Consider the following 14,998-nt stretch of genomic DNA (forward strand, 5'->3'; position numbering starts at 1 on the left):
GCGCACGGTGGTCAGCGACCGTGCGCCCCGCGGGCGTCGTCAGGCACGGGCGCGGGGGCGCGCCCGCGCGAACTACCGCTCGCGCTGCTGCTGGGCGCCGCCGGCGGGGCCGTCGCCCTCCTCGCCCTCGTCGCCGTTCAGGCGGCCGGGCTCGGGGGTCTCGGGCAGTCGCTCGCCGGACTCGCGCAGCTTGTCCAGTTCCTCGTCGCTGACGGTGTCGGACTCGGGCACGTCGCCGTCGGCGGCGTCCTCGACGTCCTTGACCGCCTCGGCGGTCTCGACGGCCATGTCACCGAAGTGCTCCTCGGGCAGCGGCTTCGGGTGCGGGGTGAAGGTGAAGGTCGCCTTGTCGGTGTCCTTCGACTCGCCGTCCCAGCCCTCGACGTCGACGTGCACGATCTCGCCGGCGCCGAGCTCGCCGAAGAGGATCTTCTCGCTCATCGCGTCCTCGATCTCGCGCTGGATGGTGCGACGCAGCGGGCGAGCGCCCAGGACCGGGTCGAAGCCGCGCTGGGCGAGCAGGTTCTTGGCCTTCTCGGACAGCTCGATGCCCATGTCCTTCTCCTCGAGGGCCTTCTCGACACGGCCGATGAGCAGCTCGACCATCTGCACGATCTGCTCGCGGGTCAGCTGGTGGAAGATGACCGTGTCGTCGATGCGGTTGAGGAACTCGGGGCGGAAGTGCTTCTTCAGCTCGTCGTTGACCTTCTGCTTCATCCGCTCGTAGCGGGCGGCGTCGTCGTCCTCGGTCTCGCCGGAGAAGCCCATGCCGACCGGCTTCGAGATGTCCTGGGTGCCCAGGTTCGAGGTGAAGATGAGCACCGTGTTCTTGAAGTCGACCACACGCCCCTGGCCGTCGGTCAGGCGGCCCTCCTCGAGGACCTGCAGCAGAGTGTTGTAGATCTCCTTGTGGGCCTTCTCGATCTCGTCGAAGAGGACCACGGAGAACGGCTTGCGGCGGACCTTCTCGGTGAGCTGGCCGCCCTCCTCGTAGCCGACGTATCCGGGGGGAGCGCCGAAGAGGCGGGAGGCGGTGAAGCGGTCGTGGAACTCGCCCATGTCGATCTGGATCAGGGCGTCCTCCTCGCCGAAGAGGAACTCGGCGAGCGCCTTCGACAGCTCGGTCTTGCCCACGCCGGAGGGGCCGGCGAAGATGAACGAGCCCGAGGGCCGCTTGGGATCCTTCAGGCCGGCACGGGTGCGGCGGATCGCCCTCGAGACGGTCTTGACCGCCTCGTCCTGGCCGATGATGCGCTTGTGCAGCTCGTCCTCCATGTGCAGCAGGCGGGAGGACTCCTTCTCGGTCAGCTTGAACACCGGGATGCCGGTCCAGGAGCCGAGCACCTCGGCGATCTGCTCCTCACCGACCTCGGCGATCTCCTCGAGGTCGCCGGAGCGCCACTGCTTCTCCTTCTCGGAGCGCTCCTCGGTCAGGGTGCGCTCGTTGTCGCGCAGGCCGGCGGCCTTCTCGAAGTCCTGCGCGTCGATGGCCGCCTCCTTCTCGCGGCGCACCTCGGCGATCTGCTCGTCGACCTTGCGGATGGACTCCGGGGCGGTCATGCGGCGGATGCGCATGCGGGCGCCGGCCTCGTCGATGAGGTCGACGGCCTTGTCCGGCAGGTAGCGGTCGTTGATGTAGCGGTCCGAGAGCCGGGCGGCGGCCTCCAGGGCGCCGTCGGTGATGGAGACGCGGTGGTGCGCCTCGTAGCGGTCGCGCAGGCCCTTGAGGATCTCGACGCTCAGCTCGACGCTGGGCTCGGGCACCTGGACGGGCTGGAAGCGGCGCTCCAGGGCGGCGTCCTTCTCGATGTGCTTGCGGTACTCGTCGAGCGTGGTGGCACCGATGGTCTGCAGCTCGCCGCGGGCCAGCTTCGGCTTGAGCAGGCTGGCCGCGTCGATCGCGCCCTCGGCGGCGCCGGCGCCGACGATGGTGTGGATCTCGTCGATGAACAGGATGATGTCGCCGCGCTGGTTGATCTCCTTGAGCACCTTCTTCAGGCGCTCCTCAAAGTCACCGCGGTAGCGGGAGCCGGCGACCAGGGAGCCGAGGTCCAGCGAGTAGAGCTGCTTGTCCTTCAGCGTCTCGGGGACCTTGCCGTTGACGATGTCGAGGGCCAGGCCCTCGGCGACGGCGGTCTTGCCCACGCCGGGCTCGCCGATGAGCACCGGGTTGTTCTTGGTGCGCCGCGAGAGAACCTGCATGACGCGCTCGATCTCCTTCTCACGCCCCACGACCGGATCCAGCTTGCCGTCCTTGGCGGCCTGGGTAAGGTTGCGGCCGAACTGGTCGAGCACCAGCGAGTTGGAGCGCTCGCCGGCCTGCCCGCCGCGGCCGCCCCCGCCGGGACCGCTGGCCGCGCCGGCGCCGGTCAGGCCCGGGGAGCCGCCGCCCTGCTGGCCGGAACCGCCGCCCTGCTGGCCGCCCTCGTAACCGGAGAGCAGCTGGATGACCTGCTGGCGCACGCGCGGCAGGTCGGCACCCAGCTTGACCAGCACCTGGGCGGCCACGCCCTCGCCCTCGCGGATGAGGCCGAGCAGCAGGAACTCGGTGCCGATGTACTTGTGGCCCATCTGCAGGCCCTCACGCAGCGAGAGCTCGAGGACCTTCTTGGCGCGCGGGGTAAACGGAATGTGCCCGGTGTGCGGCTGGGAGCCATGGCCGATGATCTCCTCGACCTCGCGGCGGACGTCGTCCAGCGAGATCCCCATCGACTCGAGGGCCTTGGCGGCCACGCCCTCACCCTCGTGGATCAGGCCGAGCAGGATGTGCTCGGTGCCGATGTAGTTGTGGTTGAGCATCCGCGCCTCTTCCTGCGCGAGGACGATGACGCGGCGTGCGCGGTCGGTGAAACGCTCGAACATGTTGCCCCTAAACTTCTGCCGTAAATGTGTCATCCACTCTAACGCGCGGGCGGGACCGGATCTTGCACTCTCGCGCGCCCTCTGCCAGCCCGTGCTTGCCGACGTCCCGTCGGTGCAGGTGACAGCGCCCGCGCGGCGTTGTACGCCGCTAGCGAACAGGGCCCGCGGGAGGGGTCGGGGACCCCTTCCGCAGGCCCCGGCCGGAGGCCGCCCGCGCTGTCCGCTACCGGGCCTCAGGGCTCCTGCTCCTCAACGGTGTCGACGCCGGGGCGGATCGCGGAGACGAAGACGACCGCGACCAGCACGGCGGTGCCGGCCGCGCCGCCGAGCTGCTGGAGGGCGTTCATGATCGCCGAGGCATGCGAGTACAGCGACATCGGCAGCGAGGACAGCGAGACAGTCATCAGCGGGGTCATCACCAGGGCCATGCCGAGGTTGAAGACCATGATGATGACGATGACCAGGCCGACGGCGGTGTGCTCGGTGACGGTGAAGGACAGCCACCAGGAGGACAGCAGCATGATCAGCGCGCCCGACACGGCCAGCGGCTTGGGGCCGGCGGAGTCGTAGACGCGCCCGATGATCGGCGAGGCCACGCCCTGCAGCAGGCCGCCGGGCAGCATGGCCAGGCCGGTGACGATGGCGGAGACGCCGAGGCCGACCTGCAGGTAGATCGGCATGGTGCTCACGGTGCCGAGCATCATGGCCATCGCGCAGAAGACCGTGATCACGGAGAAGGTGAAGTTGCGGTGGCGGAAGGCGCTGAAGTCGAGCAGCGCGCGGCCGCGGCGGCCCAGGCGCAGCTGGCGGATGACGAAGCCGGCCAGGAAGAGGATGCCGACGAGGAAGGTCAGGGCGGGCCACTGCGAGGTGCCCTCGATGAAGGTGCCGATGGTGGACAGCCCGTAGACCAGCCCGCCGAAGGCGACCACGGAGAGCAGGACGGAGAGCACGTCGAAGGTGCGGATCTCGCCGACGTCCGGCATGACGAAGACGGCCGTGATGACGGCGAGCACCGGGATCGGCACCATGATCCAGAAGATGTGGTGCCAGGTGAAGTTCTGCAGAATCGCGCCGGCGATGGCCGGCCCGAGTGCCGGGGCGACGGAGAAGCGCTGGATGAGGAAGCCGGTGGTGGGGATGACCACGGCCATGGTCAGCAGGAAGCCGGTGAGCAGCCACTGGACCACGTCGGCCGGCACGCCGAAGTCCGCCATGACGGCGGGCAGGGCGACCGAGACGGTCGTCTCGTTGAGGATCATCATCGCGGAGATGACGAGGACGGCCAGCAGCGCGAAGACGCGCCGGCCCTCCAGCTTTTCTTCGGTCGCCGCCAACGGCGTCGCGGCCGCCGTGGGACACGGCGGCCGCGAATCGAAACCTTTGGATTGAACCCGTTTGCGTTAGTCTCCTGCGGGTTTGTCAGGGTCGGTGATCTCTGTCACTTACGGCGGCGCAGGAGCCTGCCGAGGCGGTCGCGCTCGGGCTTGCGACGCTTTCCGCCGCCGCCCTCCTCCGGGGCGTCGACCGGGTCCAGCCGGCCCGTCGTCCCGGCGTCTGCGGTGTCTGCGGCGTCGCCGAAGCCTGCGGCGCTCGCGCCGACGGTACCGGCGACGTCGTCACGCGGGGCGTCGTCAATCCCGGCGCCGACGGAGACGCGCTCGCGCTCGTGGGAGTCGACCTGCTCGGCGTAGAAGTCGTCCTCCTCGCGCAGCATCAGCTCGTCCTGCTCGCGGGCGAAGCCGTTGATGCGGGCGACGCGGATGATGATCGTCAGCGCCAGCGGCACCAGGATGAAGAAGAGCAGTCCGGCGATGCCGGCCCAGAAGGTCGCGTCCCAGCGGCCGTCGGTGGCGCGGATGAAGGCGTAGCGGGCGTAGGTCATCGGGCTCGTCGGGTGGAAGACACGGAACAGCGGCGGGATGATCGGCTGCGGCCACACGCCGCCGAAGACGAGCACGCCGTAGCCGTACATGCCCAGCGAGAAGATGCCGCCGATCACGCGGCCGAACAGGGCACGGAAGAACTGGTAGCTGGCGGCACCGGCCATCGCGATCAGGGCGAAGACCGCGCCGGCGGCCAGCCAGCTGGCCGGCGACCAGCCCATGAAGCTGGAGATCAGGCCCATCGCGCAGACGGTGACGAAGTTGATCAGGCTCAGCGCGGCGAAGGCCTTGAGCACCGGGCCGACCGAGCGCGAGCGCGACCAGCGGCCGGTCACGTGCGGCACCAGCATGGCGGTCAGCGCCATGATCAAAAAGCCGATGACCACGACCAGGATCAGCGAGATACCGCTGGTGACCTCCTTGGCCGTCGGGTCGTTGACGTCGATGTTGGTGGTCACCGGGTGCAGGTTCGTCTCGTCGAAGGCGACCGGGGCGCTGGCCTGCTTGGCCGAGCCGTCGACGTTCTCGAAGGTCGGCGCTCGGCCGGCGCCGTCCTTGAGCTTCGTGCTCAGCTCGCCGGTGCCGTCCTTGAGCCGCGTGGTGCCGTCGTCGAGCTTCTGCGAGCCGTCCTTCAGGCGGGTCGTGCCGTCCTTGAGCCGGGTGGTGCCGTCGTGCAGCTGGGTAGCGCCGTCGGAGAGCTCGGTCGCACCCGAGTCGAGCTGGTTGATGCCGTCGGCCAGGCGGTTCATGCCGTTGAGGTAGGGCGCCGAGGGATCGTTGAGGTTGTAGCGCATCTCGGCGGTGCCGTTCTTCAGCTTGGTCAGCTGGGCGACCATGTTCTCGGGGTTGTTGGCGTTGAAGCGGCCGACGATGCCCTCGAGCTTGGCGGCCTGCTCGTGCTGGCCGACGCCGTGCAGCAGGTCGATGGCCGGCTGCAGGGCGGGTGCCGCGGCCTGGACCTGCTGGAACAGCGGGATGAGCATGCCGGTCAGCTGGCCCACGCCGTCGTCGATCTGTGCCGCGCCGTCGCCGAGCTGCTTGGTGCCGCCCTGCAGCTGGCCGATGCCGTCGGTCAGCTGGGTGGTGCCGTCCTTGAGGCGGGCGGTGCCGTCGGTCAGGCGCGTGGTGCCGTCGTGCAGCTGGGTCGCGCCGTCGTCGAGCTGGCCCACGCCGTCCTTGGCCTGGGTGGTGCCGTCCTTGAGCTGGGTCGCACCCTCGTCGAGCTGGCCGGCGCCGTCGGCGGCGGCGCGCAGGCCGTCGCCGAGCTGGTTGATGCCGCCGATGATCTCCTGGCTGTAGCCCTCGGCGATGGAACTGGCGACCTGCGCCTGGATCTGCGGGACCAGGCCCGAGGTCAGCAGAGCCTGGTTGGAGCCGTTGTAGTCGTTGTAGGCGATGGTCACCGTCGGCTGGACGGGTTCCTCGCCCATCACGGAAAGGACGTTGGTGGAGAAGTCCTCGGGGATGTTCATCACGAACAGGTACTCGCCGGTGACCAGGCCCTGGTCGGCGTCCTCGCGGCTGACCTCCTCGAAGGCGAGGTAGTCCGCGGCGGAGAGCCCCTCAACGACCTGGTCGCCGTAGTTGTTCGACTCGCCGTCGCGCTCGGCGCCGTTGTCCTCGTTGACCACGGCCAGCTTGGTCGAGTGCAGGTACTGGGAGGGGTCCCACATCGCCCACATGAAGGTGATCGCGCCGATCAGCGGGGTCACCAGGAGGAAGACGATGAGGGTGCGCGCCAGCATGGTCTTCGGGCGCCAGTCGAGTGCGGAGAAGAGGCCGCGGCGCGGACCACGGGTCGCTGTCGCTTCTGAGCTCGGCATGGATGTCCTCCGGTTCAGGGCACCGCCCTCGCGGCGGCGCCGAGGTGAAGTCCGGTGGCGCCCGGGAGGCGACCCGGACGACACCTATATGTCGTGGGCCACATCGTCGCATACCTAATAACTCATGTCATGTGTTTGGGAAACATATTTTCCCGGCCGCACGCTGGCCGTCGGCCGCCGCCCCGCTAACCGCCGTTCGCAACATGCGCCTCACCAGTCACAACGGCGCGGGTGCCCGTTCCCCCGCCGCGCCACCCCCGAGGCGAAAAAATTTCCGCCGCCACCCGTCCCCGCGCACGCAGAAGCGCGCCACCCGGAGGTGGCGCGCCGAGGGGGACCGACGGGACGTCGTCAATCGGACGGCGCCCGCGGGACCGGAACTTAAGCCTCCGGCTTGACCAGCGGGAAGAGCACGGTCTCGCGGATGCCCAGGCCGGTCAGGGCCATCAGCAGGCGGTCGATGCCCATGCCGTTGCCGGAGGTCGGCGGCATGCCCTGCTCCATGGCGGCCAGGAAGTCCTCGTCGAGGCGCATCGCCTCGTCGTCGCCGGCGGCGGCCAGGCGGGCCTGGTCCTCGAAGCGCTCGCGCTGGATGACCGGGTCGACCAGCTCGGAGTAGCCGGTGGCCAGCTCGAAGCCGCGGACGTAGAGGTCCCACTTCTCGGTCACACGCGGCTTGGAGCGGTGGTCGCGGGTCAGCGGGGAGGTCTCGACCGGGAAGTCCTTGACGAAGGTCGGCTCGTAGAGCTGGTCGGAGCACAGGTGCTCCCAGATCTCCTCGACGAACTTGCCGTGGCCCCAGCCGCCGTTCTCCGGCCACTCCAGGCCGATCGCGTCGGCGATCGCGCGCAGCTCCCCGACGGTGGAGTCGATCGTGACCTCAGGCTGGCCGGGGAACTTGCGGGCCAGCGCCTCGTTGAGCGAGGGGTACATCTCGAGGACCTTCCACTCGCCGCCGAAGTCGTACTCGGTGCCGTCGGCGAGCGTGACCTTCTCGGTGCCGAAGACGGCACGGGCCACGGACTGGATCAGGCCCTTGATCAGCTTCGCCCCGGTCTCGTAGGTGCCGTAGGCCTGATAGGTCTCCAGCATGGCGAACTCCGGGGAGTGCGAGGAGTCCACGCCCTCGTTGCGGAAGTTGCGGTTGACCTCGAAGACGCGCTCGATGCCGCCGACCACGCAGCGCTTGAGGTAGAGCTCCGGGGCGATGCGCAGGTAGAGGTCGATGTCCAGCGCGTTGGAGTGGGTGACGAAGGGGCGGGCGGCCGCGCCGCCGTGCAGGGTCTGCAGCATCGGGGTCTCGACCTCGAGGAAGCCCTCGCCCTCGAGGTAGTCGCGCAGCGCGCGCATGACCTTGATGCGGGTCAGGGCGTTCTTGCGGGCGGCCTCGCGCATGATCAGGTCGGTGTAGCGGTGGCGCACGCGGGTATCCTCGGCCATCTCGGCGAAGGAGACCGGCAGCGGGCGCAGCGCCTTGGAGGCCATCTGCCAGGCGGTGGCCATCACGGACAGCTCGCCGCGGCGGGAGGCGACCACACGCCCGGTCACGGAGATGAAGTCGCCGAGGTCCGCGTCGGCCTTCCAGGCGTCGAGGGCGTCCTTGCCCACCTCGGCCAGCGAGAGCATGGCCTGGATCTGGGTGCCGTCGCCCTCCTGGAGGGTGGCGAAGCACAGCTTGCCGGTGTTGCGCATAAACATCAGGCGCCCGACCAGGGAGACGACCTCGTCGGTCTCCTCGCCGGGGGCGAGTTCGACGACACCCTCGGCGCCGGTCTTCTCCTCGTCGGCCCCCAGCACGCGGTAGCGCTCGCGCACCTCGCGGATGCTGCCGGTGCGGGCGACCTCCACCGGGTAGGCCTCGGTCCCCTCGGCCAGCAGGCGGGCGCGCTTCTCCCGGCGGACTCGCTGCTGCTCGGGCAGGTCAGAGCCGCCCTCGGCGGCGACGTTCTTGGGGTCCTTTGCGTCAGTCACGTCTCCACAGCGTAGTGGACCGCCCCGCCGGACTCGCAGCCGGACTCTCGCGCGCGCCGGTGGGGGGCCGGTGGGACGCCGCGGGTGCCGGCGCCGTGGGGCCCGCGACGGCGGCTAGCCGGACTGCTCGGCCAGGCCGCGGAAGCCCACGCCGAGCGGCACGCCGACGTTGTCGGTCAGGCGCACCTCGCCGAAGCGCGCGGCGACCAGCAGGCGCGCGTCGCCCTCGGCCGGCGGCTCGCCGAGCAGGTGGGAGCGCAGCTCGAGGTACTCCGGGGCCACCCCGGCGGCCTCAAGGACCGCCCCGGCCGTCTCGAGCACGGCCTCGGCGCCGTCCTCGGCGACGTGCGCACCGGCGGTCAGCGCGGCCGACAGGGCGATGGCGCGCTCGCGCATTTCCGGCGGGACCTGCGCGTTGCGCAGGGAGAGCGCCAGGCCGTCGGGCATGCGCACCGTCGGGAACCCGTGCACGTGCACGGGCAGGTGCAGATCGGTCACGGCGTGCTGGACGTCGACGAGCAGCTCATAGTCCTTCTCGCCGAGGAAGACGTCGGTGGCCTGGCTGGCACCCAGCAGCGCGAGGATGCGGGTCAGCTGACGGGCGCGCTCCCCGACCGGCTCGAGCCCCCGGTCGACGGGCAGCACGCGGGTGCGCCCGGTAAGCGCCGGGTCGTCGGCGGGCAGGTGGAAGACGGCGTCGGCCCCGCAGGCGGCCAGGCGTGCGCGCAGGTCCGGCGTCTGCGATTCAATTTCCGACGTCCCGGGCTCGGCGTCGAGCGCCGCCTCGCCGTCGACTGCGACGACGGTGACGGCGCCGCGCAGGCGGTGGGCGGCCTCGGTCAGGGCGAGGTGGCCGCCGTGGACGTCGGGCCCCAGGGGCACGAGCACCACGGGGCGGCCGGTGCGCCGCATCGCGTGGCTGAGCCGGGCGAGCAGCGTGGCGTCCGCCTCGGCGGCGGTGCCGAACTCGAAAGGCATCTGGTCCTCCTAGTCGTTCTTGTCGTCGGTGTCTTCTGTGTCGCCGATGTCGCCGGCGTTGCCGGGGTGCAGCAGCGCCCACAGCTCGACGTCGTGGTCGCCGCGCAGCTCGGCGGCCCGGCGCACCAGGTCGACGAAGGCGCGGGCCCGGGGCCGCCCGCCGCCGTCGGCGAGCTGGCGGGCCAGCTGGTCGTCCAGTTCGTCCGGCAGCGGCAGGGAGTCGTCCGGGGCGGGATCGGTGAACAGCTTCTCGGTGACCCGGTCGGCGTTGGCGCCGAGGGCCTCGTCGAGCAGGGCGCGGGCCTCCCCGCGCACCACCCCGGTGGCGGTCGCCCAGGTCAGCGCCGGGGCCAGGTCCGCGCGTGCGGCAAGCGACAGGCGCACGGGGTTGCCGCCGAGTTCGGCGACGAGCAGCTGGACGACGGCCTCGCCGGCCTCGTCGACGTAGTCGACCACCCACTCGGAGATTCCGAAGGGGTGCAGGGCGCCGACGACGGCACCCTCGATCTCCAGGGCGTCGAGGGCGGTGGCGTCGTGGGCCAGGGCGGTGTGCAGCACGATCTGGCCGCGGTGGACGTGCAGGGCGAGGTCGTTGACGGCGTCGGCGAGGTGGTGGTCGCCGGCGACGATGATCACGGCGGCGAAACCCTCGGTCTCCGCGGGGTCGGTGTACTCGACCACGGCGTGCCCGGCGCGCGCCAGGCGGTCGAAGGTGCCGTGGTAGGCGCGGTGCGGGCGCCCGAGGTAGACCCCGATGCGGATGCGGGGTCCGGGCACTACTTGTTCCTCCGGGCCAGCAGCTCGGCGACGGTCAGGGCCCCGGAGCGCTCGTCGGCGCGGCGGCGGCCGCGCGGCTCGGCGGGCGCCTCGTGGTGGCCGCGGGCGGTCTCCTCGGACTGGGTCTCGGTGCGCCAGGCGTCGGCGACGTCCTTGCCGTCCTTCCGGGCGGACTGGGACTGGGCCTGGGTCGTGGCCTCGGTCGCGGCGGTGTCGGCCTCGGGGGCGCGGTGCTGGCCGCGGCGGGTCTTCGGGGCCTCGGCGGCAGGCTCGGTGTGCACCGTCGGCGCGGTGGTGGCCGTGGCGGCGGGCTTGTCGGCCTGCTGCGTCGGCTGCTGCGTCGGCTGGGCGGACTGGGCGGGCTTGGACTGCTGCGTCGCGGCCTGATCCGGCTTGGGCTGCTGCGCGGCCTGCGCCGGCTTCGCGGCGCGGGTCGAGGTCGACGTGGTCGAGGTGGCGGCGTCAGTCTGCTGCGGCTCCGGCTTCTGCGCGGGCTTCGGCGCCTGCTTCCGCTCCGACTTGGCCTGTGCCTGCTGCGCGGCGCTCTGCTGCGCGGCGGCCGGCCCCATCTGCGCCTGGCGCACGGTCGCGCGGTTGGCGGCGAGAGAGTCGTTCTCCTCGCGCAGCAGCTCGGCGAGCTCCGGGGAGATCGTCGGCGCGCCGGACGACTGGCCGTCCTCGGTGCCGAGGTGCCCGGCCACGGCGTCGACCGACGGGGCGCCGGAGACGTGCCCGGCCTTCTCGCGGTGCTGGGTCTCGGCGGACTGGGCCGAGGCGGCCGAGCCCCAGGGGCCCAGGCCGGAGTCCTGGGCGCGGGTCTCCAGCTCCTGCAGGCGCCACGCCTGGGCGCGCAGGGCGGCGGGCTCGTACTCGAAGGCCTGGCCGCGCAGGTCCTCGATCTGGTAGCGCAGCTCGGCGAGGCTGTCGCGGATCTCCGCGAGCAGCTGCATGTCCTCCTCGCGGAGGTTGACCTCCTTGGCCGGCGCGGGCGCCCCGCCGCGGGCGCGCACGGCGTCGGCCTCGGCGGCGCTGCGGGCCTTCTCGGCCTCGCGCAGGTTCTGGGTGTACTCGAGCTCCTTGCGGGCGGTCTCGGCCGCACGGCGGTAGCGCACCACCAGGAAGAAGCCGATCACGGCGGCCCACAGGGCGGCCAGCAGCGCCAGGCGCAGCGCGACGCTGCTGTCGGTCAACAGCATCACGACGCTGGCGATGAGCGCCAGGGCGACCAGGGCGATGAGCAGCCAGTTGCCCGCACGACCCTCCGCCGAGCCCTCGCCGGAGTCGGCCCCCTCGCCGGAGCCCGCACCGGTGTCGGCGGGCGCCTGCGCGCCCGCCTGATACGCGCGCTCGCCTGCGGGGTCCGCCGCGCCACGCCGGCGGGGACCGCGGGCGGCGTCGGACACGGCGTCGTCAGGCACCCGGTTGATGCGCGCGGTGTCCGCGGCGGCGGGTCCGTGGGTGGCAGCGGAGCCGGTGTCCGGCCCCGGGGTGCCCCATCGCTCGGCCGATCCGGCGGGCGCGTACTCCGTGTCTTCGTGGGCGTTCGGGCGGGTCATGCATCCCAACCTACCGAATGCCCCGGTGGCTTCCCGGGGCGACGCGCCCCGCGGCGGCGCTAGGCGGGCTCGCCGTCGGCGGGCGGGGGTACCGCGCAGGAGCGCTCGAGGAAGACCCCGGTACCGCAGAGCACCACCCCGCCCAGCGCGCTGGCGACCACGCCCGGGATGTCGGAGGCGGCGGCCACCAGGTCCCCGGCGCGCGGGATGACCCAGGCGGCCATACCGGTGTAGAGCCCGCCGATGACCGCGCCGGTCCACGCCGAGGCCTTGCCGATGACCAGGAACTGCGCCGCGGTGATCGGGTTGAGCTGCGAGCGGTCCTGACCGATACGCCCGTCCTTGCGCCGGGCGCGCACCTTGGCCGCGATGACCAGGCAGACCACGGCCATCACCCACAGCGTGACGGAGACGGCCAAGGGGACCGAGGCCATCGAGCCGTAGAAGCGCCAGGTGGCGATCAAGGTCAGCGCGGCGATGAAGCCGCCGACGGCGATCAACGCGGGGATCGAGGTGCGTTTCACGGGCGCCCACCGCCGTCCGGGCCGGCGGCCCCGTTCTCCTCCAGCGCCCCGCGCCGGTGCACCCCGTCGATCTCGGCGGCCTCCAGCTCGCCGACCCACTCGCGCACCGCGCGGCCGGCCAGCTGCGCGTCGGGCTCGATCTCGAGCCAGGGCACCAGCACGAAGGCGCGGTGGTAGGCGTGCGGGTGCGGCAGGGTGAGCACCGGGTCGTCGGAGCGGACCTCGGCGCCGTCGCGGATGACCTGCACGACGTCGACGTCCAGGGTGCGTGGGCCCCAGCGGCACACCCGCACCCGCTCGGCGTCGGCCTCGAGGCCCTGGCCGAAGGCGAGCAGCTCCTTAGGGCTGCGCGTGGTCTCGACGATCAGCGTGGCGTTGAGGAACTCGTCCTGGTCCTCCACGCCCCACGGCGCGGTGGAGTAGATCGAGGAGGCCGCGAGCAGCCCGATGTCCCCGCGCGCGCGGATCGCGGCGGGCACCGTGCGCAGCAGCGCCAGGCGGTCGTCCATGTTCGAGCCGATGGAGAGCACCGCGCGGATCATCGGCCCGCCCCCTCCGAGGTGTTGCTTTCCGACGTCGCGCTTTCCTGCGTCCCGTGCGCCGGCGCCGCGCGCAGCGCGGCGTCGTGGGCCTTGCGGGAGCGGCGGGCGACCACCGCAACGTCGTCAAACGTCAGTGGAATGGGCGCGGCGGGCTTGTGAATGGTCACCTCGACGGCGTGCAGCTCGGCGAAGTGCTCCATGGCCGCCGAGGCGATGCGCCCGGCGACGGCCTCGATGAGGTTGAGCGGCTCGCCGGCGACGACGTCGTGGGCGATCTGGGCGAGCTCGGCGTAGTTGACCGTGTCGTTCAGGTCATCGCTGTCGGCGGCGGCCGTGAGGTCCAGCCAGCAGACGAGGTCGACGATGAAGTCCTGGCCCAGGCGGCGCTCCTCGGGCAGCACGCCGTGGCGGCCGCGCACGCGCAGCCCGGTCAGTTCGATGCGGTCGGCCATTGCGGGGTCCTTTCAGGCGCGGGCGTCGGGAAGCGTCAGGCCACCGGCGACGGGGCGGCGGGCGTGCCAGTTGGCGGCGACGTCGACGGCGTCGCGCGAGACGACGACGTCGTGGACGCGCACGCCCCACGCACCCAGCTGCGCGGAGATCGCGGTGACGGCGGCGGTGGCCGGGTCGGCGTCGAGCGGGGTGTGGGCCAGGCCGCGGTCGGCGCGCACACCGGTGAGGAAGCGCTTGCGGCTGGCGCCGACGAGCACCGGGAACTCGCCGCCGATGAACTCAGGCAGCGCGCCGAGCAGCGCCCAGTTGTCCTCGGCGGACTTGGCGAAGCCGAGGCCCGGGTCGAGCACGATGTTGTCGTGGTCCACTCCGGCGGCCAGCGCCTTGTCCACCAGGCGCTCCAGCGTGGCGTGCACGTCGGCGACCACGTCGCCGCCGTGGTCGGCCTGGCCGGCGGCGTCGCCGAACTGCACGGTCTTCCAGTGCATCAGGCACACCGGCAGGTCGGTCTCGGCCATGACCTTAAACATCTCCGGGTCGGCCAGGCCGCCGGAGACGTCGTTGATCATGTCAACGCCGGCCTCGGCCGCGGCCCGCGCGGTCGAGGCGCGCATGGTGTCCACGGAGGTGCGGATGCCCTCCTCCGAGAGCGCCTTGATCACCGGGGCCACGCGGTCGCGCTCGACCTCGGCGGGCACACGGTGGGCGCCGGGGCGGGTGGACTCGCCGCCGACGTCGATCATGTCGGCGCCCTCGGCGACCAGGCGGTGGGCCTGGTCGAGGGCGGCCTGCGGGTCGAGGTAGCGCCCGCCGTCGGAGAACGAGTCCTCGGTGACGTTGACGATGCCCATCACGACGCAGCGGTCGGGGACGGTGAGGTCGGAGACACGGACCATGGGGGCTGGGGGTTCCTTTCGCAGAGGGCCGGACGTCTTCGCCCCCGAGCCTAGGCCGCCGGGCGCGCCGGTCCGGGCGGCGGGGCCGGGCCGGGGCTTCGCCCCGACCCCGCGCGGGCCAGGCGTCTCGGGCCTAGCCGCGGATGAGGCTGAGCGCCTCGGCGCGCGAGGCGGGGTTGCGCTGGAAGCCGCCGCGCACGGCGGAGGTGGTGGTCACCGCCCCCGGCTTGCGGATGCCGCGCATGGCCATGCACAGGTGCTCGCACTCGATGACCACGATGACCGACTGCGCGTGCAGCCGCTCGACCAGGGCGTCGGCGACCTGGGAGGTCAGCCGCTCCTGGACCTGCGGGCGCTTGGCGTACATGTCGACCAGGCGGGCCAGTTTGCTCAGGCCCGTGACCTTGCCGTCGACCGAGGGGATGTAGCCCACGTGCGCCTTGCCCAGAAAGGGCAGCAGGTGGTGCTCGCAGGTGGAGTAGACGGGGATGTCGCGCACGAGCACGAGCTCCTGGTGGCCCTCGTTGAAGACCTTCTCGAGCACGTCGGCCGGGTCGCAGAAGAGCCCGGCGAGGGTCTCCTTGTAGGCGCGCGCCACGCGGGCGGGCGTCTCGCGCAGCCCCTCGCGGTCGGGGTCCTCGCCCACCGCGATGAGCAGCTCGCGCACCGCGGCCTCGGCGCGCTCCTGGTCGAAGTGGCGCCCGCCGTTCGCGGTGCCGTCGATGTCTGT

Annotated in this window: 11 protein-coding genes and 1 pseudogene; all 12 read right to left on the bottom strand. The window is 71.9% G+C overall.

Annotated features, from left to right (window positions below):
* Nucleotides 1–72: 72 nt before the first annotated feature.
* On the bottom strand, nucleotides 73–2,862 hold the full coding sequence (locus tag QQA02_RS05740; protein WP_284774512.1) for an ATP-dependent Clp protease ATP-binding subunit: 2,790 nt from the start codon (nucleotides 2,860–2,862) through the stop codon (nucleotides 73–75).
* Between the two features lie 233 nt (nucleotides 2,863–3,095).
* A complete protein-coding gene (locus QQA02_RS05745) occupies nucleotides 3,096–4,199 on the bottom strand; it encodes an MFS transporter (RefSeq protein WP_284863559.1) in 1,104 nt (367 codons plus the stop codon).
* Between the two features lie 104 nt (nucleotides 4,200–4,303).
* The gene (locus tag QQA02_RS05750) at nucleotides 4,304–6,571 is read right to left on the bottom strand and encodes a YhgE/Pip family protein (protein ID WP_284863561.1); all 2,268 of its coding nucleotides are present in this window, start codon (nucleotides 6,569–6,571) and stop codon (nucleotides 4,304–4,306) included.
* A 381-nt stretch (nucleotides 6,572–6,952) separates the two neighbouring features.
* Entirely contained in the window at nucleotides 6,953–8,542 is a 1,590-nt protein-coding gene (gene lysS, locus QQA02_RS05755) for a lysine--tRNA ligase (RefSeq protein ID WP_284774508.1), read from the bottom strand.
* A 114-nt stretch (nucleotides 8,543–8,656) separates the two neighbouring features.
* The gene (locus QQA02_RS05760; RefSeq protein ID WP_284774507.1) at nucleotides 8,657–9,520 is read right to left on the bottom strand and encodes a pantoate--beta-alanine ligase; all 864 of its coding nucleotides are present in this window, start codon (nucleotides 9,518–9,520) and stop codon (nucleotides 8,657–8,659) included.
* Between the two features lie 9 nt (nucleotides 9,521–9,529).
* Entirely contained in the window at nucleotides 9,530–10,297 is a 768-nt protein-coding gene (locus tag QQA02_RS05765) for a 6PGD fold domain-containing protein (protein WP_284863563.1), read from the bottom strand.
* The gene (locus QQA02_RS05770; protein WP_284863565.1) at nucleotides 10,297–11,853 is read right to left on the bottom strand and encodes a DUF6779 domain-containing protein; all 1,557 of its coding nucleotides are present in this window, start codon (nucleotides 11,851–11,853) and stop codon (nucleotides 10,297–10,299) included. The genes QQA02_RS05765 and QQA02_RS05770 overlap by 1 nt, the downstream gene beginning before the upstream one ends.
* Nucleotides 11,854–11,912: 59 nt before the next feature.
* Entirely contained in the window at nucleotides 11,913–12,377 is a 465-nt protein-coding gene (locus QQA02_RS05775) for a DUF3180 domain-containing protein (protein ID WP_284863567.1), read from the bottom strand.
* Nucleotides 12,374–12,916, bottom strand: coding sequence for a 2-amino-4-hydroxy-6-hydroxymethyldihydropteridine diphosphokinase (gene folK, locus QQA02_RS05780; RefSeq protein WP_284863654.1), 543 nt, complete (start codon nucleotides 12,914–12,916; stop codon nucleotides 12,374–12,376). The genes QQA02_RS05775 and folK overlap by 4 nt, the downstream gene beginning before the upstream one ends.
* A 92-nt stretch (nucleotides 12,917–13,008) precedes the next feature.
* Nucleotides 13,009–13,371: pseudogene (gene folB / locus QQA02_RS05785) on the bottom strand (dihydroneopterin aldolase); the annotation flags it as partial.
* A 12-nt stretch (nucleotides 13,372–13,383) separates the two neighbouring features.
* Entirely contained in the window at nucleotides 13,384–14,268 is an 885-nt protein-coding gene (gene folP / locus QQA02_RS05790) for a dihydropteroate synthase (RefSeq protein ID WP_284863568.1), read from the bottom strand.
* A 133-nt stretch (nucleotides 14,269–14,401) separates the two neighbouring features.
* Nucleotides 14,402–14,992, bottom strand: a complete 591-nt coding sequence (gene folE, locus QQA02_RS05795; protein WP_284774587.1) for a GTP cyclohydrolase I FolE — start codon at nucleotides 14,990–14,992, stop codon at nucleotides 14,402–14,404.
* Between the last annotated feature and the right edge of the window lie 6 nt (nucleotides 14,993–14,998).

It is taken from the genome of Corynebacterium sp. MSK006 (assembly GCF_030232385.1).
Classification (GTDB): Bacteria; Actinomycetota; Actinomycetes; order Mycobacteriales; family Mycobacteriaceae; genus Corynebacterium; species Corynebacterium frankenforstense_A.